Genomic DNA, 23,213 nt, shown 5'->3' on the forward strand with positions numbered 1-23,213 from the left:
TGATATTCACAAATTGCATGACTCGTATGTGAAACCGAAATTGGATTAGTCATTTCAACATCTCTATACTGCAATGCAACATAGAAGACGAAATGAAAGGGCAAATTATGATCTCTCCTCCACTGCCGATGTCGGCACGCTCCATCGCACACACAATGCAGGCGCAAGCGCGTCTGGAAGCACGCAAATTCAGCCACAAAAGCGCAGTTCAGCAAGAACCGGGTCTGCTCGACAAAATCCTGACGGTCTGGAGCGCGCCTTACAAAAGAATGAGCGGTTCCTTCCTGCGCTTCTGATACAGAACGCCTGCTGTACCGACCAGCCCCGCCGCCTGCGGGGCTTTTTTATTGCCCGCAATAAAGCCAGCGATGCCGAGTTACCCACAGAAATTGTGCGCAAGCCTGTTGATAACCTTGCTGCTAACAATCCAAGCGCTTGATTTATATCGATTTTTAATGCCTGCATGCGGCCGGGTCAGAGAGCACGGCTGATACCTCGCTAACGCTTCGGTTGGCCCATGCCTGGCCTCCATATTTGCCACAGGCAAAAAAAAGCCCGCTCACCTTGCGGTTGCGGGCTGAATCCAAACCTTAGGAGGTGTTGGAGGAGACAGGTGTAACTATATGGCAACGCAGCATGCGTGTCTGCTTTATTTACCTGATAACAGATATTCGATATTTATATATCTCTCGTCATTTGCGCGATTCGTTATGCCCGCGACAGGCATCCGCGCGCGCCTTGCGCATGGCGCCGTCCTTGCAACGCATGACGCTGTGCGTATTCATGCGGTGATTGCCGTCGTAAAAAGATTCCTGGCGGCGGTCGTTCCTGGCGTCCGGATGGCCTTCCAGTCCCACGCCCGGCTGCGGCCGCATCGGCGCATCCTGCGCATGCGCCACGGGGGCAATCGCCAGCAACAGCGCCAGCATGCTCAATAGCTTCTTCATATATCGAACCTTTCGCAATGAATTCATCAACAAAGGAATTTCTGCTACCGCATCACACCGATTCAACGACCTGGATTCGAGTCTTGTCCAAGCCGATACGTTCCGTTCTCCAATGACTTCTTATGGAGATTGAGTGCATAAGGCCCGATACAGCGCATCACCACGCCAGGACTGCAAGGTAGCCCCCTCGGCGGCATGGATCAGCGCCGTGATGCGGCGATTGGCCGGGGCATCCTTGCCCAGCGACCGCGCCAGGCCGACAATCGCCCCATTCAGGTAATCGACTTCGGTCAGGCACCCTGCCCGCAAGTCTTCCCACATCGAGGAACGCGCTTGCGGATCGATTTTCAGCATGGCTGCGGCGACCCGCTTGAACAGCGCATCGGGCAAGCGCAGCAGCAGCGGCAGCAGTTGCGGCGCGACCCGGGCGATTTTTGCCGGACGGATGCCGGCCGCGCGCAGCAGCCGCAGCGCTTCCTCGATCAGCAAGGCCAGGCAGCGCCGGTAGGCGCTTTGCGACAACTCGGTTTTGAGCGGCAGATCGGACAGCGCATTCACGGCATTGTTCAGGTTCAGCAGCAGCTTGCCCCATTGGACGGCGTCAAAGTCGGCGCACAGCTGGATCGGCAGATGGGCCTGGCTGAAGACGGCTTGCCATGGCTCCAGCGCGGCGCTGGCTTCGACCATCAGCTGGCCGCCGCTGCCGCGATGGAAGCGGCTGCCCTCCATCTGCACCACGTTGAACGGCACCATGCCCGCCAATACCTGCCAGCCCGGCAAGGCGCTGCGCAACACAGCAGCATTGCCGACGCCGTTCTGCAGGCTGACGACCAGCGCCGACGGCCTGGCGTGCTGCGCGATGATGGCAGCGGCAGCGGCGCTGTCGGCGCTCTTGACTGTGACCAGGATCAGTTGCGCATCAGTCAGCGCAAACGGATTCTCTTGGTAGGGAAAGCCGGCCGCGGCCAGCTGTTGCCGGCGGCCGTCGAGATCGCTCAGCAGCACGCCCTGGCTGGCGATCTGCTGGCGCGTGCGGGCGCGGCCTATCATGACCACATCGGCGCCGGCGGCATGCAGCGAGGCGCCGATATAGACGCCGACCGAGCCGGCGCCAAACACTGCGATCCTGGCCATCAATAAGCGATGTGCAGGCGGCGATACAGGAAGCCCAGCACGAACAAGGGACCGATCAGCAGGAAGCGCAGGTCATCGAAGAAGGACGGCTTCTTGCCCTCGATCTTGTGGCCGATGAACTGCCCGATCCAGGCCAGCACGAACACCGTGATCGACAGCGGCAGCACCCATTGAGGCGGCAACAGGTAGAGCAGCGCCAGCATCGCTGCCGACATCAGCAGCATGCCAACGGCGAACGGCACCGACAGCGAAAAATAGTACAGCATGGCAGCCAGCGCCCCGGCCAGCGCTACCCAGGGATGGATCGCCCACAGCAAACCCAGCAGCGTGAAGACGATCACCGGCACGCAGATGAAGTGGATCACTTCATTCACCGGGTTCAGGTGGCTTTCGGAATATTTGGCGAGCAGGTTGTCGATAGCCCGGTCGGTTAACGGCTGTGTGTTCTGGTTCATAAAGGTCTCCGTTCTTGGTATACGACCATCTTAGACCATCATTTTTCCTCGCGCTTGAACGCAATCGCCATCTTTTGCAGCTCCGAGGGGACTACTCCGAAGGTATTGCGGAAGGTGCGGCTCATGTGCGCCAGGTCGGCAAACCCGGCGGCGTGCGCGGCGTGCGTCATATTATCGCCGCGCGCCACCGCCTCCACCGCAGCCAACAGGCGCGACCACAGCAGATAGCGCGACAGCGACAGGCCAGTCTGCTGGCGGAACAGGTGGGTAAAGCGGCTGGCCGACAAATGCACGGCGGCGGCCAGTGCGGCGCCGTTGAGCGTATCGCGCGGATGGGCGGCGATGGCGGCCAGCGCCTGGCTGATGCGCTGGTCGAAACCCGGCTGTGCGCGCTCAAGCAAAGCGCTGCATGCCAGCCAGTCCTGGGTCAGCTGTTCAGCGCCCTGCAAATCGAGGCCGCCAGTGCGCGCCACGGCCAAGCCGGCGCGCACTGGCGCGAAACCCTCGGCATTTCGATAGTCGGCCAGCAGCACGCTTTGCGCCGCCGGCGAGCGTTGCGGCAATTCGATGAACAGGTGCGCCAGCAGCGTAGACTCGCAATGGATCTGGTGCGGCTGGTTGGAAAAGAAAATGGCGGCGCGCGTGGTGGTCCACGGCAGCTCGGGCGACAGGCGGGCCTGGAACGGCGCATCCAGGCCCCAGGTCAGTTGGGTGGCGAAATGCGCGTGGAACTTCGAGTCGATGCCGGGCCCGATCACCAGGGAACGGCCGCGCCAGAGAAACAGATGCGAGTGTTGCTGATTCATCAGTGTTGCCGTCCTCGCAGGAAAACACGTCGGTGGACTGTAACAGCCGATCAGAATTTGTGGCAGGTGCAATTGCCCCAGCGGTACAGATGCATTTTGTGGAAGATGTGCTTGATCTCGTTCGGCACGCCGCCGAACAAGACTTCCGGCGCTGTCAGGCCGAACACGCCGAGGCTGATCGACGGCTCCAGCGCCACCACGGCATGCCAGGTGCGCTTGGGAATGAACAAGGCGTCGCCCGCTTCCACCCTGGCATACAAACCCTGAGTCTTTTCAAATTCCTTGAGCTGTTCCGGCTGCTGGTCCAGGCGCGAGATATTGATGTCGCTCAGGATCGCGCCCCAATCGAATTTCTGGGAGATGCACATGTGCGGCGTATTCTCGGGCGGGAACAGGATGAACTCCTTGCTGCCGCGCACCTGGCAAAACCAGTTGTGCGGGAAGTCGTAGTGCAGGCCGGTGACGGTGTTGGCCGGCCCCATGAATACGTATTCCCAGGTCCAGCGCCAGCCCGGCCACAGATCCTTGATCGAGAAATCGTGGCGCAGCGCCGGAAATTCGTCGAGGATGTTCCACTGCGCCAGATACATGCGGTCCGGCTGGAACGATTGCATATGCGACCAGTCGAGAAAGAATTTCTCTCCCGCCGACAGCAGATGGCGACGGCGGTCCGACAGCAAGCCGACATCGTCCGCCAGCGGCTGCCTGGCCAGCTGCGCCAGCTCCTGCAGATAGGGGCCGACCGGCATCACCGGCCGGTGCCGGGTCTGACCCTGTTCCACCAGGCCGTTCTGGAATTTTACCTGCGTCTCGCCGCCGTCCTTGTAGCGCAGCGCCGCCATCTGTTCGAACGACCAGTTGTGCTGCGCCGGCCAGTTGCGCAATGCGCCTTTCACCAGCAACGGCCGGGTGCGGGCGCCGAAGCCGCCGTCGCGCTGAAGCTGTTCGGCGTCGATCTGGTCGACTAGCTGGAAGGATGGACCGCGGATCGGAGTCATAGAAAAATAAGCAGAAAGTAGAGCAGGCTCAATCCTTTAGTTTAGCAGGATGCGTCGGGGAATTTTTGCCTGCGGCGTTTCCCCGGCACATGACCGTGCCGCGCTCAGAAATTGCGGATATCGTCCTGGATCATGCGGATCCGGTTGTCGCTGTTGAGGCGGTTGATCAGCTGGGCTTGCGCGGCCTGCCACAGCTGGTCGCGGTCCATCAGGTAACCTTCGGTGCGATAGCCGTACCTGCCGTTGCCGGGCACGTCGCCGTAATAGCTGATGGTGGTACGGCGGCTTTCCGCCACTTCGTTATAGCGCAGGTCCAGGTTAGGCACCCTGGTGACCGAGAGGTCGAGGCTGATCTGCATCGAGTTTTCTTCCACCACCACCCGACGGTTGAAACGATAGGTGCGCACCGCTGTCGTGCCGTCCTGATTCTTGACGTCGACATTCTCGCTGACGGCTTCCACGTATTGCCGCACCTTGGGCGGATAGTAGAGGTAGGACGTATTCAGGTACATGCCAAGGTCGGCCGCGCCGCCGCTCTGGTACTGGAAACGGGTGAAGCCGAGATCGAACAGCGCCAGCACGCTGCGGGTGATGTCGCTGCCGGGCTCGTTGCTGCTGACCTGCAGCACCACCGTGCCCATGGTGCGGTATTTGTCGGCCAGCGTTTGCGCATCCTTGTAAGCGCCGTGGTCGCGGTAGACCGTGTAGGCATTGTAGAAAGCCTGGCCGGCGTCGCGGTACATGGCGCGGCTGCGCTGCTGGTTGCGCGCCACCAGGTCCTGGCCCTGCTTGTAGAATTCGCCTGCGTCCTGGTTATCGGCGGCGAATTTGTATTTTTCGGCCAGCTTGGCGGCGTCCTTGTAAGGGCCATACACTTGAAACGTGTCGGCGGCGGCGGCGAAGCCGATGGCGGCCTGGCGGTTATCCTTGACGGCCGCTGCTGCGGTAGCTTTCAAGTAGTACTGGCCGGCCAGGTTTTCACGCAGCACGCGTTCCGGATAGCGCTCCGGCAGATCGGTGTATTTGGCGTAATAGCTGCGGCTCGCCAGTAAGGTGCGGATCTGCAGCAAGGCCGAATAGGCGGCGATTTTCTTGTCGTACTCGCGATCGGCGGCATGCAGGAGGGTGGATTCGTAGCTGGATTCAATGATGCGGAAACGTTCGCGGATGCCGTTGCGCTCATCGCTGTCGTCGTAGCCGGCTTTCTTGTATTTCTCATCGAGATAAGAAATTGTCGATTTGACACTGGCGACGTAGTCGCCTTTTTCAAACTGCGAAATCGAAGTCGACAAGGAGGCGCAACCGGCCAGCAGCAGCACGCAGCCGAAAAACAACAAGGCAGATAAGGCGGTCCTGATTTTTTGCATGCATTTTCCTGTTAATGGCTCGCGTTGCATCAATGGCATGGAGCAATGGCAGATCTTAAGCGGAAGCAAAAGCGCGCGCAATCTTTACAGGTACGTATAAAGAGGCTGGAAAAGCTGCAGATAAAAAAAGCCCGCCACCTTGCGGCAACGGGCTAAATATCAACATAGGAGAGGATAGGCTCCGATAGACAACTCATTCTAGTAAGAATCAAGCCTCGCCACACCTGTCATATTTAACAGGTTTACAAATCGGGAATCCTGTCATTCATTTACTAATCGACAATTCGTTTCCGATAGTATTAAAGTAGTCATGCCAGCGCTGCAATGGCGTCGCGCAGCCATAGCAGGGCAGGATCGTTCTGATTGCGCGGGTGCCAGCAAGCGAACAAGGAAAAACCGCGTGCGGGGAACGGCAAGGCAAAACCATCCAGGCGGTCGCGATGACGCTGTAAAAAGCGGCTGGGCAAGGTCGCCACATAGTCGCTGTTGCACAACAAGTCCGGCACCAGCGTGAAATTCTGCACGGACAACATGACCTCGCGCTGCCGTCCCAGCAATTCCAGATGCTCGTCCATGAAACCGTGAAAGCTGCCGCCGCTGGTGGACACCAGCACGTGCTGCAGCGCGCAGTACTGATCCAGGTCGAGCGCGCCGGCGCCGCGGTGATGGCCCTTGCGCTGCGCCATGACAAAGTGCTCGTCATAGATTTTGCGGACCTTCATGGACGCCGGCACCATGCGCTCCGAACCCAGCAGCAGATCGATCTCGGAGCGCTCCAGCTGGCTCGCCACCTGGCGCTGGTCGGCGCTGACGAAAGCGAGCCTGACGCCGCTGCCGGCCAGTTGCGGCAATTGCTCCATCAGGCGCAGGCCGAGCACAGCGGTGGCGTTGTCATTGGCGGCAATCACGAAGCGGCGGCTGTCCTGCCAGGGATCGAAGGCAGGACGCCGCCTGATCACCATCTGCAGATCGCTGAGCGCGGCGTGCAGCGGCGCAATCAGTCCCAGCGCGCGTGCACTCGGGGTCATGCCGCGGCCACTGTCGGCCGGTATCAGCAAGGGATCATCGAACACCTTGCGCAAGCGCGCCAGCTGGGTCGACACCGCCGGCTGCGTCAGGTGCAGGCGCGCCGCCGCCTTGGTGACGTTGCACTCCTCCAGCAAGGCGTCGAGCGACACCAGCAAATTCAAGTCTATCCCACGAAGATCAATCACCTTGATAGGTCCTATGTCATTAATTGATTTCAAATATACGTCGGCGCGCCTTAGAGTTCAATCATCGTCATCACAATTACACAGGAGAGCGGCATGAAAGCATGGATGTTCAACCGTAACGAACTGACACTGGCGCTGCAGGATACGGCGCAACCCGAACTGCGCGCCGGCGCCGCGCTGGTGCGCATGGAGGCGGTGCCACTGCTGAGCTATACGCGCAATTATGTGCAAGGCAAGCTGCCCTACGCTTACCCGCCCAGCCCGTTTACCCCGGGCACCAACGGCATCGGCCGCATCGTCGCGGTCGGCGCCGGCGTGCGGTCGCTGCGACCGGGACAGCGAGTCGCCGTCAACCCTTACTGGATCGCCGACGAGGCGATGGCGGAACCGCCGCAAGTATTGATCGGACTGACCGGCATCAGTGCCGACAGCGCCCCCATGCTGGCGGAATACCCGCACGGCAGCTGGCGCGAAGTTGCGGATTTTCCTGCCTCCACCCTGCTGCCGTTGGACGGGCTCGATCACGTGGCGGCGGAACGGCTGGCGCTGCTGGCGAAATTCATTATCCCCTTCGGCGGCTTGCGCCGCGGCCGCCTCAGCGCCGGCGAAACGGTGGCGATCAACGGCGCCGGCGGCTACTTCGGCTCCGCCGCCGTGCTGGCCGCGCTGGCGCTGGGCGCCGCCCGGGTGATCGCCCTCGGCCGCAATGCGCAAGCCTTGCAGCAACTGGTAGAACTGGGCAAAGGACGGGTGCTGGCGGTGCTGCTGACTGGCGAGGTTGCAGGCGATGCGGCGGCCATCCGCGCCGCTGCCGGCGGCGGCGTCGCGCTGGGATTGGACATGGTCGGCCAGGCCGCCGATGCCGACAGCACCCTGGCACTGCTGCACAGTCTGCAGCGCGGCGGCCGGCTGGTGCTGATGGGCAGCATGCAGGTGAACCTGCCGCTGCCGTATGGCGAGATGCTGCTGAATAACTGGGAATTGATAGGCCACTTCATGTACAGCTCGGCCGATTATCTGGCGTTGCTGTCGCTGGTGCGGGCTGGCTTGCTGCCGCTGGATGCCGTGGAGCTGAAAACCTTTGCGTTTTCCGCGCTGGAAGCGGCGATCGACCATGCCGCGCAGATGAAGGGCCTGCAGGCGACGGTGGCGCTGTTTTGAGCGACGGCGGGAGATGCGCTAGCGCGTGGCCGACCATTCATTGGCCAGGAACTCGCGCCAGGGTTCGAAATACTTTTCGCGCCAGCCTTTCTTGACCTCCTCGTAATCCTGCTCGGGCACGTCCAAGTGGACCAGGTCGATGCGGCCGTGCTCGCCCTGCGGATGGAAGGACAGGAACAGGATGGAGTCCGGATCGTCGGCGGCAAACGCCGGCGAGCGCCAGGTATGCACGATCAGCCGCGGCTTTACCACCTGCAGCATGACGCCGCTGAGGGCGCCGTCGAAGGCCTGGAACTGGTCGCCGGCTTCGGCGCCTATGGCTGCCGGCAAGCCGGTGATGGCCTGGTGCAGCTGCGGATCGAGATACATATCGAACAGTGCTTCCGCCGACGCCTTCAGGACCACGGTTTTATAAATCACATTGCGCATGCTGGTTCTTCCTTCAGGCGATAGGCGAAGCATCAGATCAACAAGCGCCATGGACTATCCGGATTTCCTGCAAATGGCGCAACAAGCAATTCCTTGCCGCCGACGATGAAGGCAGCTGCGACAAAACTTTACCCTATTTTCAGGAAGTTCATTTCATTGCCCGCCGCATGCCGACGTACAAGGCTTCCACCTTCTCGCGCGCCCATACCGTCTTGCGCAGGAATGTCAGGCTGGACTTGATGCTGGGGTCGCTCTTGAAACAACGGATGTCGATGCGCTGGCCCAGGCCTTCCCAGCCGTAATGCTCGACCAGTTCAGTCAGCATCGCTTCCAGCGTGACGCCGTGCAGGTGGTTATGTGTATTTTGTGTCATGTGCTTCTCGATCGGGATTCAGACTGGCATTTTACTTCTGCGCCTGCCGTTTGCGGCGCATTGCCGCTTTCCTTGCCGATGCACACAGTATTAAAGAAGTCGTGGAATTTGTCGTTAGCTGAATGACACTTATCCGAAAAGGTCTGGCGCCGGCGGCAATCTGGACCGGCATGTCTGAAACAGCGCAGCATGCATCGCTCTTCTGAACAGCCTGTCGAAAACCGGGTGGGCAAAAAAACTTGCCAACCCGGCCACTGAAACAGAACACGATCCGGCGCTAAGCGCTCAAGGCTGCAGATTGGCCCTGTAGAAGGCCGTCACCGCATCGGCCAGCAATTTGTGCGTATGCGTGGTCGGATGCAGGGTGTCCCAGAACACGAAACTATCCGGATTGCTGCACTGTGAGCGCGCGCTCTGCTTGCTCAGATAGTTCGTGCTGGAATCGGTATTGATGTTGAGGCAGGACTGGGTGGTGTTGCTGACCTGGTATTTGGCCGGATTGGCTAGCAGGTCGTTGAACAAGGCATAGGTATCGTACAGCTGGATATGCAGGGTGCTGCCGTATTGCGCCTGCAGCGAGCTGACCAGCACGCTCAGGCGGTTGTTGAGGTCGATCACCTGCGCCGCCACCGTCGGCCCGGTGGTCTTGATGCCGAACACCGGCGCCTTGGAAACGTCCGGCAGCTTCAGCAGCAGGATATTGCGGGCGCCGGACTGGATCAAGCTTTGCAGGGCCTGGGTTTCGCCGCTGATCACCTGGTCCACCGTGCTGTTGTAATTGACCAGGTCGTTGCCGCCGATCAGCAAGGTGAACAAAGTATTTTGCGGCTGGTAGTTCTGCGCCTTCTGCATATAGCTGACATACGACTGCACCTGCTGGATCACGCCTGGAATCACCAATTTTTGCGTGTCGACGCCGGCGCCGCCGATGGCCCAGTTATACAAGGGCAGCTGCAGGTTGTTGGCGAAATACTCCACCCAGTTGTTGCCGTTGCTGAAGCGGCCGAGGAACCAGCTGCTTGAATTCGGCAAGGTCCATTGCGAGGCGTTGAAGATGTTCTGGGTGTCGGACAGGCTGTCGCCAAAGGCGACGATCTTGTTGATGCCGTTCTGCGCCACGCTGTCGTTGGTCCAGACCGTGTAGTTGAATGACAGCGCATTGTCGGCGGCGGCCACCATCGCCACCGGCTGGCTGATGCCCTTGGCGCTGAGCGTGCTCTGGCATACCGATTGCAGCGTACTTTGCGCCACATCGCTGTAGAACATGTTTTCCCAGTTCAGCAAGCCGCCTGCCCACCAGTAGCCGTTGATGCGGTAGTAGTCGCCGCTGGAAGGATCCAGGCCCCAGGCATAAGTCGTGGTCGGCTTGCTTGCATCGTTGCCGGTGCGGTACCAGCAGCGCAGGTAAGTGTAAGTGCTGGTGCTGGTGGCATTGGCCACCGCGGCGCCGGTAGTCAGGCTGCGCGCAGCCGGCTTGCGGGCCGGCTTCTGCTTCAGCAGCTGTTCCTTGGAAAGCGGTCCGGAGGACGACAGATGATGGGTGTAGGCGGGATCGGGTTTCACATCGGCGGCGACTTGCGCCATCGCCATATTCGAACACAAAGCACAAAATACAAACAGAGTTTTCATTGCTGGATTCCTTGTTTTGTCTTGCTATCTTTGGATCACTGGAAGGTCCGGCGCAGGCTGCAATGCCAGCGCCGGCAACGAAACGGCACACTGTCGCCGGTCACGAGCGCAATTGGCGGTCGCAAGACGGCAGCAAAGGCATGCCCGGGCGAATATTGGCACGTAGCAACAATTAAAAATTGACAATATCGGCCATTAGATTTTTGCTTCTAATTCCCGTTTTACCGAATACTTACCCACAGATTTTGTGGACAGGATTGTTGATAACCTTGCTGCAATTTAGCTATATGCTTGATTTTTATAAGATTTTTCTCACTGCTCAGCTTCTGCCTCCGGACTTACCCACAGATTTTGTGGACAGCATTGTTGATAACTACCGGGTAATTTAATTAAGCCATTGATTTATAAGGAATTTTTATCGTTGCTCAGTTTCACTCTGTATACTTACCCACAGATTTTGTGGACAGTCCTGTTGATAACTACCAAGTGATTTAGCTAAGTGACTGATCTGTATAGGATTTTTAGCCATGCTCAGATTACGGCGCAAGCCGCTTCCGGCGGCGCCGGCATTTGTTTAAGAATCATTTAATTCAATCCGGCTAAACTGCTGCAATTGGCGGCGCCATGATTTGATTTCGTGGAAATCAGCGCCCGCGGTTTTTTTCTAGGGAGCTGGAGCTATGCGTTTGCTGTTGGTGGAAGACGACCTGATGGTGGGCGAAGCCGTGCGCAAGGGATTGCGCCAGGATGGCTTTGCGCTCGACTGGGTGCAGGACGGCGTCGCCGCACTGAGCGCGCTGGCGCAGGAAGATTATCAGCTGCTGCTGCTGGATCTCGGCCTGCCGCGCAAGAATGGCCTGGAAGTGCTGAAGTCGCTGCGCGCCGGCGGCAACCAGCTTCCGGTGCTGATCCTGACCGCGCGCGACGCGGTGTCGGACCGGGTAGCCGGCCTCGACGCCGGCGCCGACGATTACCTGGTCAAACCGTTCGACCTGGAAGAACTGGCGGCACGCATCCGCGCCCTGCTGCGGCGGCAGTCGGGACGCGCCGAACCGCTGGTGGAACTGGGAGGACTGATCCTCAATCCGGCCACCCACGAAGTCACGCTGGACGGCCAGCAGGTCAATCTGTCGGCGCGCGAGTTCGCCCTGCTGCGGGCTTTCCTCGACCGCCCCGGCGTGGTGCTGTCGCGCGCCCAGCTGGAAGAAAAAATGTACGGCTGGGACGACAGCATAGAAAGCAACGCGGTCGAGGTTTACATCCACGCCTTGCGCAAAAAGCTGGGCAGCAATTTCATCAAGAATGTGCGCGGCATCGGCTACATGGTGGCTAAATGAGAGCAACATGAGGACAACAACGTCGCTACCATCGATCCGCAAGAGCCTGTTGCGCTGGCTGGCGGTCGGCCTCGGCGGCGGCATCCTGCTGGCCGGGCTGGCCCTGTACTTCCAGGCGCGCGGCGAAGCCAATGAACTGTTCGATTACCAGATGCGGCAGATTGTCGCCTCGCTGCCGCGCCAGGCGTTTCCACCGATCATCGACGGCAGCGTCAACGGCCCGCGGCTGGATGACCAGATCATGATCCAGATCTGGGACAACACCGGCGTCGTCATCTATCACTCGCACGCCCAGGATTTCCTGCCGCTGCAGGCGGAACTGGGGTTCACCAACGTACGCCTGAACAGCGGCCTGTGGCGGGTCTACAGCGCGCAGATCGGCAACACCGTGGTGCAGATCGCGCAGCCGCAAAGCGCCCGTAACCAGATCGCCGCGCAGATGGCGGTCAAGACCGTGACGCCGCTGCTGCTGCTGTTTCCCTTGCTCGGCATCCTGATCTGGATCGCGGTCAGCCGCGGCCTGGCGCCGATCAAGCGCGCCGCCGCGGAAGTGCAGGCGCGCGACATGCACGCGCTGTCAGCAATCCCCGACGCTACGCTGCCGCAGGAAATCCAGCCGCTGACGCAGGCCTTGAACGACTTGCTGGCACGCCTGGGACAATCGATCAATGCCCAGCGCGCCTTCGTCGCCGACGCCGCGCACGAGCTGCGCACGCCACTGACCGCCCTGCGGCTGCAGGTGCAGCTGGCGGAACGCGCCAGCGACGATAGCGAACGGCAGGCTGCTTTCGGCGACCTCAAGCATGGCTTGGAGCGCGCCACCCATCTGTTGCAACAGTTGCTGACGCTGGCGCGGCAGGAGCCCGGCGCCTTCGAACAAACCCATGTCGAGGTCGACCTGGGGGCGCTGATGCACAGCGTGGTCAGCGATTTTGCGCTGGCCGCCAATGACCGCCAGGTCGACCTCGGCATCAGCGCCGAGACGCCGGCCAGCGTCAACGGCAATGGCGACGCCCTGCGCATCCTGCTCAACAACCTGATCGACAATGCGTTGCGCTACAGCCCGGCCGGCAGCAGCATCGATGTCTCGCTAGCCAGCGGCGCCGACGGCGTGACGCTGGCGGTGGAAGACCATGGCCCCGGCATCCCGGAGGCGGATTTGGGACGCGTGTTCGACCGCTTCTACCGCGCCGCCGGCAGCCAGTCGCAAACGGTCGGCAGCGGCCTCGGCCTGGCGATCGTCAAGCAGATCGCCGATGCCCACCGGGCCAGCGTCAGCCTGCGCAATACCGGCCACGGCTTGCTCGCCAGCGTACGCTTCCCGGCTTGAAACGCCTGCCGCCGCCTGCCAGGCATGGCGTCAGGCGCCAGCAAAATACTTTGGATTTTTTAAGTTTGCTTTAATTCTGGCTCTCTATGCTGTGTGTCATGCCATCAGCAAAGGAGCAATACATGAGCCGTCTGAACCTTACCCGCAGCACTATTGCCGTCGCCGTTCTGGTAGTGGCCGGCGGTGCATATCTGCATTCCAGAAATAACGACATCGGCGTCGACAACGCCAACGCCGCAGTGCCGGCTGCCGTGGCGGCGCCAGTCAACAATCCAGCGCCGCTCAGCAATGCAGCGCCGGCGGTCGCCGTAGCCACCGATTTTTCCAGCATCGTCGAACGCGCCGGACCGGCAGTGGTGAACATCAGCGTCACCGGCAAGGCCAAGCAAAGCGCCGTATCCGACCAGGATGACGATTCCGGGCTGGATCCGAACGATCCGTTCTCACAATTCTTCAAGCGCTTCGGCCCGCAGCTGCAAATCCCGCGCCATCCGCAGATCATGCGCGGCGAAGGCTCGGGTTTCATCATCAGCGCCGACGGCCTGATCCTGACCAATGCCCACGTGGTCGAGGGTGCCTCGGAAGTGACCGTCAAGCTGACCGACCGCCGCGAGTTCAAAGCCAAGGTACTAGGCTCCGACAAGCAAAGCGATATCGCCGTGATACGCATAGACGCCAAGAACCTGCCGACGGTACAGATCGGCAATCCGGCCCTGACCCGTGTCGGCGAACCGGTGCTAGCGATAGGCTCGCCCTACGGCTTTGAAAACACCGCCACCGCCGGCATCGTCAGCGCTAAGTCGCGCTCGCTGCCGGACGATACCTATGTGCCGTTCATCCAGACCGACGTCGCCGTCAATCCCGGCAACTCGGGCGGCCCGCTGTTCAACATCAAGGGCGAAGTGATCGGCATCAATTCGCAGATCTATAGCCAGACCGGCGGCTACCAGGGCCTGTCGTTTGCGATTCCTATCGACGTCGCCACCAAGGTCGAGCAGCAGCTGGTGGCGCACGGCAAGGTCACTCGCAGCCATCTCGGCGTCAGCGTGCAGGAAGTGAACCAGGCTTTGGCGGAATCGTTCGGCCTGAAGAGCGCCGCCGGCGCCCTGGTCAGCTCGGTCGACAAAGGCAGCCCGGCCGACCAAGGCGGCATGCAGCCCGGCGATGTGATTCTGCGTTTCAACGGCCAGGCCATCAATCATTCCTCGGACCTGCCGAGCCTGGTGGCGGATACCGCCCCCGGCACTTCCAGCAGCGTCGAAGTGATGCGCGGCGGCCAGAGCAAGACGCTGACCGTCAAGCTGACCGAAGCCACGCCGTTGAAGGTCGCCGGCAAGGACAATGGCGGCGATTCGCAGGGACGGCTGGGCCTGGCGTTGCGCGAACTCAGCCCGGACGAGCAGCAGCAGGTCGGCATCCGCGGCGGACTGGTGGTGCTGGACGCCAGCGGGCCGTCGGCGCTGGCCGGTATCCAGCGCGGCGACGTGATACTGTCGCTCAACGGCAAGCCGGTCAGCAGCGTCGAGCAGTTGCGCCAGCTGGTCGGCAAGGCGGGCAAGAACGTCGCGCTGCTGGTGCAGCGTGACAAGGACAAGATCTTCGTTCCTTTGAACCTGGGCTAAGACCCGGACAGCGGGGCAGCGATGATCAAGCCGATAACGGGTAATAATTTATCGCAGCACATCCTGCCCTCTTCCGCCACCATGATCGGCGTCTGCATCACCGCGCTATCGATTATCAAACTCGCAAGATTCAGCGGCCTGGCGATGTGGCTCAGCCACCTGCTGGCGCTGAACAGCCTGGTGTTCCTCACCAGCGGCGTGCTCTCCTATGCATCGATGCGCTCGCGCCAGAGCACACGGCTCGAACAATACGCCGACATCGCCTTCATCTTCGGCCTCACCCTGCTCAGTCTCTCCACCGTCTTCATGGCGGTCGTGATTGACTGAACATTCCGGATTGAATTCTCATTCATCTAAAGTTATTCACAGAATCTGTGGATAGTCCTGTTGATAACCTCCATCAACATCTTCTATGTAGTTGATCTATATGGATTTTTCTCTCGTGCTTAATGTTGTGCGCGATGTTGGGCAAAGTGCTGAAAAAAACAGCAATGGCGCTGTTGCAATTCGCCTCTTCAGGCAACGCTTGAAATTTGAGCGATCGATCAGTTTGATTGGCCGGACAGACTTGACTAAGCTGTGAGTGAGCGCCTGCACAAGCGCTCACCATCAACTTGCACAGCACTACCCTGCATCGCCATCAAGGCAAAAAAATTTAATTATTTAACAAGCATTGCATCGTCAGCAAATATAATTAAAAAAATATTCGCCTGCTGTCGATTCAAGCTTGCGCCCTTCGACTAGTTAGCAGATTCAGGATTTAATCGGCCAGACCGGCAACCACTACCCAATGGAGATATCAAGATGCGATTCATGATCATACGCAAGGCTGACAAAGCTACCGAAGCTGGCGAAATGCCCAGCGAAGAACTGCTGACGGCAATGATTAAGTACAACGAAGAAATGATACAGGCTGGCGTCATGCTGGCCGGCGAAGGCTTGCAGCCGAGCGCCAAGGGCGCGCGCATCAAGTTCGCCGGCGGCAAGCCGACTGTGCTCGACGGCCCCTTCGCTGAAACCAAGGAACTGATCGCCGGCTTCACCATGATCCAGGTCAAGTCGAAACAGGAAGCGCTCGAATGGGTCAAGCGCTGGCCGCCGCTGGATGCCAACGGCGGCGTCGAGCTGGAATTACGGCAGGTGTTCGAAGCGGAAGATTTCGGCGACGAGCTGACGCCGGAACTGCGCGAAACCGAAGAGCGCCTGCGCCGCCAGAGCATCGATAACGCCAAGTCTTGATCACCCGACCACTGACCATCGAGGAAGCCCATGTTCAAGACCATCGCCATCGTTATCGTCGTCGTGCTCGCCCTGATACTAGGCTACGCCGCCGTCAGGCCGGACAATTTCCGCGTCCAGCGCTCAGCCACGATCAAGGCGCCGCCGGAAAAGATCTTCGCCTTGATCGACGATTTCCACGCATGGGGAAGCTGGTCGCCGTTCGAAAAACTCGACCCGGGCATGAAGCGCACTTTCAGCGGCGCCGCCAGCGGCAAGGGCGCGGCCTATGCCTGGGACAGCTCAGGCAAGGCCGGCGCCGGCAGCATGGAGATCCAAGAGTCCACGCCGTCTTCCAGGATCCTCATCAAGCTGGATTTCACGAAACCGCTGGAAGGCCACAACACGGCCGAATTCACCATCGACACCCAGGGCGACAGCAGCAAGGTCACCTGGGCCATGTATGGACCATCGCCCTATGTCGCCAAGGTGATGGGCATCTTTTTCAGCATGGATAGCATGATAGGCAAGGATTTTGAAAGCGGCCTTGCCAACCTGAAAAACGCTGCAGAAAAATAAGCGACGATTATCCCTTTCCGCATTTCCATCATTCAATACAGGAGCATGTCATGCAATTGCACCCCTACCTCAATTTCAACGGCACCTGCGACGCCGCGTTCAAGTTCTATGAAAAAGTCCTGGGCGGGAAAATCACCCTGAAGCTGCGCTTCGGCGAAACCCCGATGGCCGAGCAATGCGCCCCGGGTTCACAAGACCAGATCGCCCACGTGCGGCTGGAATCCGGCAGCATGGTGCTGCTGGGCTCCGATTGCCCGCCTGATTTTTTCGAAAAAGCCCAGGGCACGGTGCTCTCGCTCAACGTCGACAACATCGCCGAGGCTGAGCGCGTGTTCAATGCCCTGAAAGAAAACGGCACCGTCAAGATGCCCCTGGAAAAAACCTTCTGGGCGATCCGCTTCGCCATGCTGACCGACCAGTTCGGCACGCCCTGGATGATCAACTGCGAGAAAGACAACTGATAGCCGCGCAACGATACGTACTCCGTGGTCCGTCAATTGACTATTGCACTGCGGTTTTGACGTTGGGGTTGTTTTTGAAGTTGCCGTTGTTTTTGACGTTGTCGTTGTTTTTGACTTGCCCCGCATTGAGACGTTGCCAAATCCGGCGCGTGTCAGCCGGGAATTGTGAGGGGCATGTTTGAGCCGAAGGCGAGTTTTGCCCCTCACCCGGCTGGTGCGCGCAGGATTTGGGGACCCTCCCGAAGGGAGGGCAACGGCTTTGCGGTCGCCTTCTTTTTGGTTACTTTTTCTTGGCGAAGCAAGAAAAAGTGACTGGCTGCCGGGCCACCCCCGGCAAGCTTCCACGGAGTAGCAACAGTTTTAGCAACGCACCAACCTTTCGTAGCATGCCACTAGCCGTACTCCGTAGACCGTCAAATGGGGTCAGAGTAATTTTCGCAAAGAACGCGAAAAAAAACTCCGACCCCAATTGACTACAGCAGTGGTGTTTTGGTGACGGTTACGCGGTCGATGAAGAATTCGCCGTCTATGCATTTCCGGTGCGGCACGCCGGCCACCTTGAATCCCGGGCCACCTTCAGCCACCCAAATCCGCGCAACGGTGTCGAACTCCTCGACCTCCAGCCCCAGCATCGCCGCAGACAGCACGAACTGCGCACCGTCCTTTTGCCTATCGCGAATTTCGTCAATCGTCTTTGCCATGGTTTCAATCTACTTTTACAGTGCCAGTTAAATCATCAAGCATCGCGCAATAACTCACGCGGCAATTCATAGGTTTCCTTGATCGCCTGCAGCACGATATTCGAACGGATATCCTGCACGCCAGGAATCTTGTACAGCTTCTCCAGCACGAACGCCGAATAATGCTTCAGGTTGCGCGCCTTCACCCGCAACAGATAATTAGCGTCGCCCGTGATGATATAAGATCCCACCACTTCCGGATAATTCTGCAGCGCCTGCATGAAATTCTCATGCCAGCTCTCCACATCCCGCCGCATCGTCACCTGCACGAACACATCCAGCTCTAGGCCCAGCTTCTCAGGACTCAGCAAGGCGCTATAGCGGCTGATGATGCCCTCCTCCTCCAGGATCCGCACCCGCCGCAGGCACGACGAAGGCGACAGGAACACCTGCTCCGCCAGATCCTGATTGCTGATGCGGCCATTCTGCTGCAACAGCGTCAGGATGTTCAAATCGATGGCATCGAGCTGCATTGAAATTATCTTTCAATATTTATTGTTAATATCCAGATTAATTCTAAAATTAATTGAAATTGTATAGCAATTTCGTATAAAAATTCCAATAAGCTCGCCTAAAATAATTCCACCGATTCAGTCCGGCAACAGGAGAAAGCCATCGCTACCGCACAACAAATCTGGGACATCAGCCCGTTGCTCGCCGCCAGCATCCCAGTATGGCCCGGCGACACCCCCTTCAGCGCCCAGGCCACCTGGGAAATCGCCGACGGCTGCCCGGTGCACGTCAGCCGCATCACGCTCTCCACCCACACCGGCGCCCACTGCGATGCCCCCAGCCACTACGACGCCCAAGGCGTGGCGATAGACCAAGTGCCGCTGGATGCCTATATCGGTCCCTGCCGCGTGATCCATTGCATCGGCGCCGCGCCGGTCAGGCCGGAGGATATCGCGCACGCATTGGCCGATGCGCCGCCGCGCGTGCTGTTGCGCACCTACGCCCAGGCCCCGCAGCAAGAATGGGATCCGGCATTTGCCGCCGTCGCGCCGGAAACCATCGCCCTGCTGGCGCAGCACGGCGTACGCCTGGTCGGTATCGACACGCCCTCGCTCGATCCGCAGGAATCCAAAACCATGCTCGCCCATCACGCCGTCCGGCGGCACGGCATGGCCATCCTCGAAGGCATCGTACTCGATGCGGTTGCCGCCGGCGACTACGAACTGATCGCCCTGCCCTTGCGCCTGGCCGGCATGGACGCCAGCCCCGTACGTGCCATCTTGCGCCATCCTGCGCCCTCTTCATCATCAGGAATCCATCCATGACAAACACCATCGACAACCGCGCCGCCTGCCAGGCGCTGGACGCCAACGACCCGCTGGCGCCGCTGCGCGCACAGTTCGACTTGCCGCCCGGCGTGATCTACCTCGACGGCAATTCGCTCGGCGCCCGCCCGCGCGCCTCGTTGCAACGGGCGCAGCAAGTGATCGAGCAGGAATGGGGCGTCGACCTGATCCGCAGCTGGAACAAGGCTGGCTGGTTCGATCTGCCAGGCCGCCTCGGCAACCAGCTGGCGCCGCTGATCGGCGCCCGGGACAACGAAGTGGTGATCACCGATTCCACCTCGATCAACCTGTTCAAGCTGCTGGCCGGCGCCCTGCAGCTGCAAGCCGCCAAGCCGGACGCGGCGACGCGCAAGGTGATCGTCACCGAACGCGACAATTTCCCGACCGACATCTACATGGCGCAAGGCCTCACGGAATGGCTGGAGCGCGGCTACCGCATCCATCTGATCGACTCGCCGCAGGAGCTGGCCAGCGCGGTCAACGCCGAAACCGCGGTGCTGATGCTGACCCATGTCAATTACCGCAGCGGCCACCTGCATGACATGCAGGCGGTCACCGCAGCCGCGCAAGAACAAGGCGCACTGGTGCTGTGGGACCTGGCGCATTCGGCCGGCGCCTTGCCGATCGACCTGCATGCGGCGAACGCCGATTTTGCCGTCGGCTGCACCTACAAGTACATCAACGGCGGCCCGGGCGCGCCGGCCTTTGCCTGGATCGCGCCGCGCCACCATGCGCAGTTCCGGCAGCCGCTATCGGGCTGGTGGAGCCATCGCGCACCGTTCACAATGCAGCCCGGATTCGCCCCGGTGGACGGCATCCGGCGCGCGCTGTGCGGCACCCAGCCTATCGTTTCGCTGGCGCTGGTGGAATGCGGCCTGGACGTCTTTGCGCAAACCGACATGCAAGCGCTGCGCAAGAAATCGCTGGCGCTGACCGATCTGTTCATCGGCCTGGTGGAGAGCCGCTGCGCCGGCCTCGACCTGACGCTGGCGACGCCGCGCGCGCATGCCGAGCGCGGCAGCCATGTCAGCTTCGCCCACGCGCACGGCTACGGCATCATGCGCGAGCTGATCGCGCGCGGCGTCATCGGCGACTATCGCGAACCGCAAGTGATGCGCTTCGGTTTCACGCCACTCTATATTGGCTTCAGCGATGTCTGGGACGCTGTCGAGACCTTGCGCCAGATACTGGTGAACAAAGAATATCAAATCGACGCGCAACAAGAAGCCGTCACTTAGTGCCCTGAGTCAGAAGTTCGTTGAAGAAAAGCGATGCAATTGGCGCCATGCGTCGTTGCAAATACTCGCAAGGGGGCCACCCTTGCTCCGTTTTGTGCGGGGCGGCCATCCGCCTAGCCTGGCGCCAATTGCATCACTTTTCTCATTCAACGAACTTCTGACTCAGGACACTAGGAGACACAAAATGGAATGCCCCTACAAACCGAACGACAGCTGGCATGGCGCGCAGATGGAGTTCAAGGAAGACATGAGCTATGGCGACTACCTGGCGCTGGACCAGGTATTGTCGGCGCAGCGGCCGCTCTCGCCCAACCATAATGAAATGCTGTTCATCATCCAGCACCAGACCAGCGAACTGTGGATGAAGCTGATGCTGCATGAGCTGCACGCGGTGCGCCAGCAGCTGCGCGCCAACGAACTGGCGCCGGCATTCAAGATGATGGCGCGGGTAGCGCGCATCATGGACCAGCTGGTGCACGCCTGGGATGTGCTGGCGACCATGACGCCGCCGGAATACACCGCGATCCGCCCCTACCTCGGTCAATCATCCGGCTTCCAGTCCTACCAGTACCGGGAAATCGAATTCCTGCTGGGGAACAAGAATGCCGCCCTGCTGCAGGTGCACCAGCAGTCGCCGGAATCCTATGCGCGCCTGCAAGACGCGCTGCTGCAGCCGTCGATCTACGATGAAGCGGTGATGCTGATGGCGCGTGCCGGCCTGGCGCTGGATCCGGCGCGCCTGAACGCCGACTGGAGCAAGGCGACTGCCGCCGATGCATCGGTGGAGGCCGCCTGGCTGACGGTGTACAAGGCGCCGGACACGCATTGGGAACTGTATGAACTGGCGGAAAAGCTGGTCGACCTGGAAACCTCGTTCCGCTACTGGCGCTTCCGCCATCTGACCACGGTGGAACGCATCATCGGCTTCAAGAAAGGCACCGGCGGCACGGAAGGCGCCAGCTATCTGAAGATGATGCTGGACGTGGTGCTGTTTCCGGAATTGTTCTCCCTGCGCACCTCTCTATGAGACAGCCGGCTTGCGGCTGGCGGCGCGTTCGCGCGCTTGCTTGACGTCGGCCGGATCGCAGCGCAGTTCCAGCAGCTGGTTGACGGCGATTTCGTCGGCCAGCGAGGTGGCGGTTACTGTGGCGCCGAAGAAGCTTGCATCCAGGCTGAGCGCATTGCAAATGCGCTTGCGGCCTGCTTCATCGGCCGGCAGCTGCAACACCACCGTGAGGAAATTTGGCGCCGCGCCGCCGTCAGCGTTCTGCAGCGGCAAAGCTGGCGTCAACAGCGCTGCGGTTTGCGGCTGCACATGGACGATCGCCACGGGCGCGCTGGCCAGTTCCAGCTCAGCCTGGGTCACCACTACGGCGCTGTGCGGCCCGGGCCACTTCTTGACGCCGCCGACCAGCGCCGGCACACCGCCGCTGACCTCGTACTCCGTCTCGGAAATCTTCTCGTAATGAAAAGGCTCCCAGCCGTCGACGCCGTGCTTGCGCATGGCCACCTGCTCCAGCACCTGGCTCTGCGGCGCGCCATTGCCAAGCATGCCGACATCGCTTAAGCCGGTATCGCTGCCTGCTGCTTCGTCCATCTCTCTGCCTCTTGTTTTCAACCTTGCATTCAAAACGGATTGCTGACCTTGACTACCGGCGCTGTCGCCACCTTGTCCGGCAAGGTTCTCGATTCGAGCGTTTCCACCACGCTGTTGACCAGCGACTGCAGGGTCTTTGCCTGCTCCAGTCCAACCTGATCCAAGGTCAGATCAAGATCGCCGAACAGGCTGACCCGGTCCAGCCGGTTTTCCACATTCATCTTGCCGATGGCGAGGGTTGCGCTTTCATCTGCAAACGGTACAAATTTAGACATGCGACCATCCTTTGTTTATCAGGTTCGTAACGAAATTGACCAGCATCTTGAGCACATCATCCATCAATTTGGACAGCAAGTCCTTCTCTATTTTCTTGATCTGGGCAGCCGGCTCGGCGCTTCTTTCCGGCGTGCCGCGCTCGGCCGCGCTCTTGTCTGCCGCGTAGCGCTCGCTGCCGCTGCCGCGCCCGCCGGCAGCGGGCAGAGCCATCGCCACATCCTTGACGCGCTTCGACACACCCGGCAAGAGGTCGATGCGCAAGGTGTTTTCCAGCTGCGACAGCGACAAGGTCTGGTAGTGCGAGGTATCCGCGTTCTGGATGAAATAGGCGGCGGCCTGCTGTCTCCTGGGACTATAAACGACTTTATAGATATAGGTAGGCACCAGCACATTGCCGATTTTTTGCAGGTCCTGGCCGAGGAAGGCCGGCCCGGTGATCACGTACAGCTCACCCTCCTTCACGGCCAGGCGCCGCACCGCGCTCTCGATTTCGGCCCAGATATGGCGGTTGTTCTGCGGATTCTGCGGAACCATGTTGGCCAGGCTGAAACTTTCATATTGCGAGGTGCGGTTGGCCATGTCGCCGTTCGGACTCATGTGCCCGCGGTCGAAGCCGGAACGGGAATAGTCTTTCAGCTCGGCGCGGCCGTTGATCAGCAGGGCCGGCTCGGGATGAAAGGAGTTTTCGCGCGACAGCGTGCGCGCGGCGTCGATATTATCGCGCGTCAGGTGTTCGGCCGACCACAAAGGCGTGCGCGTGACGCCGGAATGCATGACGGCAAAAGCCTGGAAGCACAGCTCTTGCGTCTGGCGCGCCAGTTTGTCATTGAGAATCCTGGGGGCCTGTCCGGCGGCGTAATGGGAGGGGCAATCTGTAGCAAAGGCAGAAGATGTCAGCAATAAGCCAACAACTAGAAAACGACGAAACTTGTGCGGCATTGTTCACCAAAACTGTATAAATACCCAGTATAAGGTTTAACTTAAATCGCACCAAGCATTATCCG

Annotated in this window: 28 protein-coding genes; 13 read left to right on the forward strand and 15 right to left on the reverse strand. The window is 60.0% G+C overall.

The annotated features are described in order from the left end of the window. Nucleotides 1-107 precede the first annotated feature (107 nt). On the forward strand, nucleotides 108-296 hold the full coding sequence (locus BCF11_RS27410) for a hypothetical protein (RefSeq protein ID WP_158229136.1): 189 nt from the start codon (nucleotides 108-110) through the stop codon (nucleotides 294-296). A 396-nt stretch (nucleotides 297-692) separates the two neighbouring features. Here the strand turns inward: BCF11_RS27410 and BCF11_RS03975 are convergent, their stop codons facing one another. The 7 genes from BCF11_RS03975 to BCF11_RS04005 form a co-directional block, all read right to left on the reverse strand. Next, the gene (locus tag BCF11_RS03975) at nucleotides 693-947 is read right to left on the reverse strand and encodes a hypothetical protein (protein ID WP_098493587.1); all 255 of its coding nucleotides are present in this window, start codon (nucleotides 945-947) and stop codon (nucleotides 693-695) included. Between the two features lie 120 nt (nucleotides 948-1,067). Further along, nucleotides 1,068-2,081, reverse strand: coding sequence for a 2-dehydropantoate 2-reductase (locus BCF11_RS03980; RefSeq protein ID WP_098493588.1), 1,014 nt, complete (start codon nucleotides 2,079-2,081; stop codon nucleotides 1,068-1,070). Further along, entirely contained in the window at nucleotides 2,081-2,536 is a 456-nt protein-coding gene (locus BCF11_RS03985) for a DUF962 domain-containing protein (RefSeq protein ID WP_098493589.1), read from the reverse strand. Before BCF11_RS03985 ends, BCF11_RS03980 begins: the two co-directional genes overlap by 1 nt. A 38-nt stretch (nucleotides 2,537-2,574) precedes the next feature. Further along, nucleotides 2,575-3,342 (reverse strand): AraC family transcriptional regulator, encoded by a 768-nt coding sequence (locus BCF11_RS03990; protein WP_098493590.1) that lies wholly within the window; start codon nucleotides 3,340-3,342, stop codon nucleotides 2,575-2,577. A gap of 50 nt (nucleotides 3,343-3,392) precedes the next feature. Then, on the reverse strand, nucleotides 3,393-4,340 hold the full coding sequence (locus BCF11_RS03995) for a cupin-like domain-containing protein (RefSeq protein ID WP_098493591.1): 948 nt from the start codon (nucleotides 4,338-4,340) through the stop codon (nucleotides 3,393-3,395). 104 nt (nucleotides 4,341-4,444) lie between these two features. Next, nucleotides 4,445-5,707 (reverse strand): hypothetical protein, encoded by a 1,263-nt coding sequence (locus BCF11_RS04000; RefSeq protein ID WP_098493592.1) that lies wholly within the window; start codon nucleotides 5,705-5,707, stop codon nucleotides 4,445-4,447. A 308-nt stretch (nucleotides 5,708-6,015) separates the two neighbouring features. Beyond that, nucleotides 6,016-6,921, reverse strand: a complete 906-nt coding sequence (locus BCF11_RS04005; protein WP_233212357.1) for a LysR family transcriptional regulator — start codon at nucleotides 6,919-6,921, stop codon at nucleotides 6,016-6,018. Between the two features lie 93 nt (nucleotides 6,922-7,014). Between BCF11_RS04005 and BCF11_RS04010 the strand changes: the two genes are divergently transcribed. After that, complete coding sequence (locus BCF11_RS04010; RefSeq protein ID WP_098493594.1) at nucleotides 7,015-8,082, forward strand: zinc-binding dehydrogenase; 1,068 nt, start codon at nucleotides 7,015-7,017, stop codon at nucleotides 8,080-8,082. Between the two features lie 18 nt (nucleotides 8,083-8,100). Here BCF11_RS04010 and BCF11_RS04015 read toward each other — a convergent pair whose 3' ends face one another. From BCF11_RS04015 to BCF11_RS04025, 3 genes are all read right to left on the reverse strand, one after another. Next, nucleotides 8,101-8,511 (reverse strand): SRPBCC domain-containing protein, encoded by a 411-nt coding sequence (locus tag BCF11_RS04015; protein WP_158229137.1) that lies wholly within the window; start codon nucleotides 8,509-8,511, stop codon nucleotides 8,101-8,103. Between the two features lie 148 nt (nucleotides 8,512-8,659). Next, nucleotides 8,660-8,884 (reverse strand): VF530 family DNA-binding protein, encoded by a 225-nt coding sequence (locus tag BCF11_RS04020; RefSeq protein WP_098493596.1) that lies wholly within the window; start codon nucleotides 8,882-8,884, stop codon nucleotides 8,660-8,662. A 285-nt stretch (nucleotides 8,885-9,169) separates the two neighbouring features. Beyond that, on the reverse strand, nucleotides 9,170-10,513 hold the full coding sequence (locus tag BCF11_RS04025; RefSeq protein WP_199110745.1) for an SGNH/GDSL hydrolase family protein: 1,344 nt from the start codon (nucleotides 10,511-10,513) through the stop codon (nucleotides 9,170-9,172). A gap of 680 nt (nucleotides 10,514-11,193) precedes the next feature. Here BCF11_RS04025 and BCF11_RS04030 point away from each other — a divergent pair. The 8 genes from BCF11_RS04030 to BCF11_RS04060 all read left to right on the forward strand — a co-directional run bounded on the left by BCF11_RS04030 (nucleotide 11,194) and on the right by BCF11_RS04060 (nucleotide 17,060). After that, a complete protein-coding gene (locus BCF11_RS04030; RefSeq protein ID WP_098493597.1) occupies nucleotides 11,194-11,850 on the forward strand; it encodes a response regulator transcription factor in 657 nt (218 codons plus the stop codon). Nucleotides 11,851-11,857: 7 nt separating this feature from the next. Then, entirely contained in the window at nucleotides 11,858-13,180 is a 1,323-nt protein-coding gene (locus BCF11_RS04035) for a HAMP domain-containing sensor histidine kinase (RefSeq protein ID WP_098493598.1), read from the forward strand. Nucleotides 13,181-13,302: 122 nt separating this feature from the next. Then, on the forward strand, nucleotides 13,303-14,802 hold the full coding sequence (locus tag BCF11_RS04040) for a DegQ family serine endoprotease (RefSeq protein ID WP_098493599.1): 1,500 nt from the start codon (nucleotides 13,303-13,305) through the stop codon (nucleotides 14,800-14,802). 21 nt (nucleotides 14,803-14,823) lie between these two features. Continuing rightward, complete coding sequence (locus BCF11_RS04045) at nucleotides 14,824-15,129, forward strand: hypothetical protein (protein ID WP_098493600.1); 306 nt, start codon at nucleotides 14,824-14,826, stop codon at nucleotides 15,127-15,129. 100 nt (nucleotides 15,130-15,229) lie between these two features. Beyond that, nucleotides 15,230-15,385, forward strand: a complete 156-nt coding sequence (locus BCF11_RS27900) for a hypothetical protein (protein ID WP_158229138.1) — start codon at nucleotides 15,230-15,232, stop codon at nucleotides 15,383-15,385. Between the two features lie 221 nt (nucleotides 15,386-15,606). Further along, nucleotides 15,607-16,041 carry a YciI family protein gene (locus BCF11_RS04050; protein WP_098493601.1) on the forward strand — a complete coding sequence of 145 codons (435 nt, stop codon included), beginning with the start codon at nucleotides 15,607-15,609 and terminating at the stop codon, nucleotides 16,039-16,041. A gap of 30 nt (nucleotides 16,042-16,071) precedes the next feature. After that, nucleotides 16,072-16,599 (forward strand): SRPBCC family protein, encoded by a 528-nt coding sequence (locus tag BCF11_RS04055; protein ID WP_098493602.1) that lies wholly within the window; start codon nucleotides 16,072-16,074, stop codon nucleotides 16,597-16,599. Nucleotides 16,600-16,649: 50 nt separating this feature from the next. Next, nucleotides 16,650-17,060 (forward strand): VOC family protein, encoded by a 411-nt coding sequence (locus BCF11_RS04060; RefSeq protein ID WP_098493603.1) that lies wholly within the window; start codon nucleotides 16,650-16,652, stop codon nucleotides 17,058-17,060. A gap of 473 nt (nucleotides 17,061-17,533) precedes the next feature. Here BCF11_RS04060 and BCF11_RS04065 read toward each other — a convergent pair whose 3' ends face one another. Next, complete coding sequence (locus BCF11_RS04065; protein ID WP_061942834.1) at nucleotides 17,534-17,761, reverse strand: hypothetical protein; 228 nt, start codon at nucleotides 17,759-17,761, stop codon at nucleotides 17,534-17,536. Between the two features lie 35 nt (nucleotides 17,762-17,796). After that, the gene (locus BCF11_RS04070) at nucleotides 17,797-18,273 is read right to left on the reverse strand and encodes an Lrp/AsnC family transcriptional regulator (protein WP_098493604.1); all 477 of its coding nucleotides are present in this window, start codon (nucleotides 18,271-18,273) and stop codon (nucleotides 17,797-17,799) included. A gap of 141 nt (nucleotides 18,274-18,414) precedes the next feature. Here BCF11_RS04070 and kynB point away from each other — a divergent pair, with 141 nt between their 5' ends. From kynB to kynA, 3 genes are all read left to right on the forward strand, one after another. Then, a complete protein-coding gene (gene kynB / locus BCF11_RS04075) occupies nucleotides 18,415-19,077 on the forward strand; it encodes an arylformamidase (protein ID WP_098493605.1) in 663 nt (220 codons plus the stop codon). Further along, nucleotides 19,074-20,336 carry a kynureninase gene (kynU, locus tag BCF11_RS04080; RefSeq protein ID WP_098493606.1) on the forward strand — a complete coding sequence of 421 codons (1,263 nt, stop codon included), beginning with the start codon at nucleotides 19,074-19,076 and terminating at the stop codon, nucleotides 20,334-20,336. The genes kynB and kynU overlap by 4 nt, the downstream gene beginning before the upstream one ends. Before the next feature lie 184 nt (nucleotides 20,337-20,520). Beyond that, nucleotides 20,521-21,363 (forward strand): tryptophan 2,3-dioxygenase, encoded by an 843-nt coding sequence (gene kynA / locus BCF11_RS04085; protein WP_098493607.1) that lies wholly within the window; start codon nucleotides 20,521-20,523, stop codon nucleotides 21,361-21,363. Here kynA and BCF11_RS04090 read toward each other — a convergent pair. The 3 genes from BCF11_RS04090 to BCF11_RS04100 are packed head-to-tail and all read right to left on the reverse strand — an operon-like array spanning nucleotide 21,358 to nucleotide 23,109. After that, on the reverse strand, nucleotides 21,358-21,933 hold the full coding sequence (locus BCF11_RS04090) for a hypothetical protein (RefSeq protein ID WP_098493608.1): 576 nt from the start codon (nucleotides 21,931-21,933) through the stop codon (nucleotides 21,358-21,360). The genes kynA and BCF11_RS04090 overlap by 6 nt on opposite strands. Nucleotides 21,934-21,962: 29 nt before the next feature. Beyond that, the gene (locus BCF11_RS04095) at nucleotides 21,963-22,208 is read right to left on the reverse strand and encodes a hypothetical protein (protein WP_098493609.1); all 246 of its coding nucleotides are present in this window, start codon (nucleotides 22,206-22,208) and stop codon (nucleotides 21,963-21,965) included. Beyond that, a complete protein-coding gene (locus BCF11_RS04100; protein WP_233212358.1) occupies nucleotides 22,201-23,109 on the reverse strand; it encodes a DNA/RNA non-specific endonuclease in 909 nt (302 codons plus the stop codon). The genes BCF11_RS04095 and BCF11_RS04100 overlap by 8 nt, the downstream gene beginning before the upstream one ends. Nucleotides 23,110-23,213 lie beyond the last annotated feature (104 nt).

The organism is Collimonas sp. PA-H2 (assembly GCF_002564105.1).
GTDB lineage: Bacteria > Pseudomonadota > Gammaproteobacteria > Burkholderiales > Burkholderiaceae_D > Collimonas.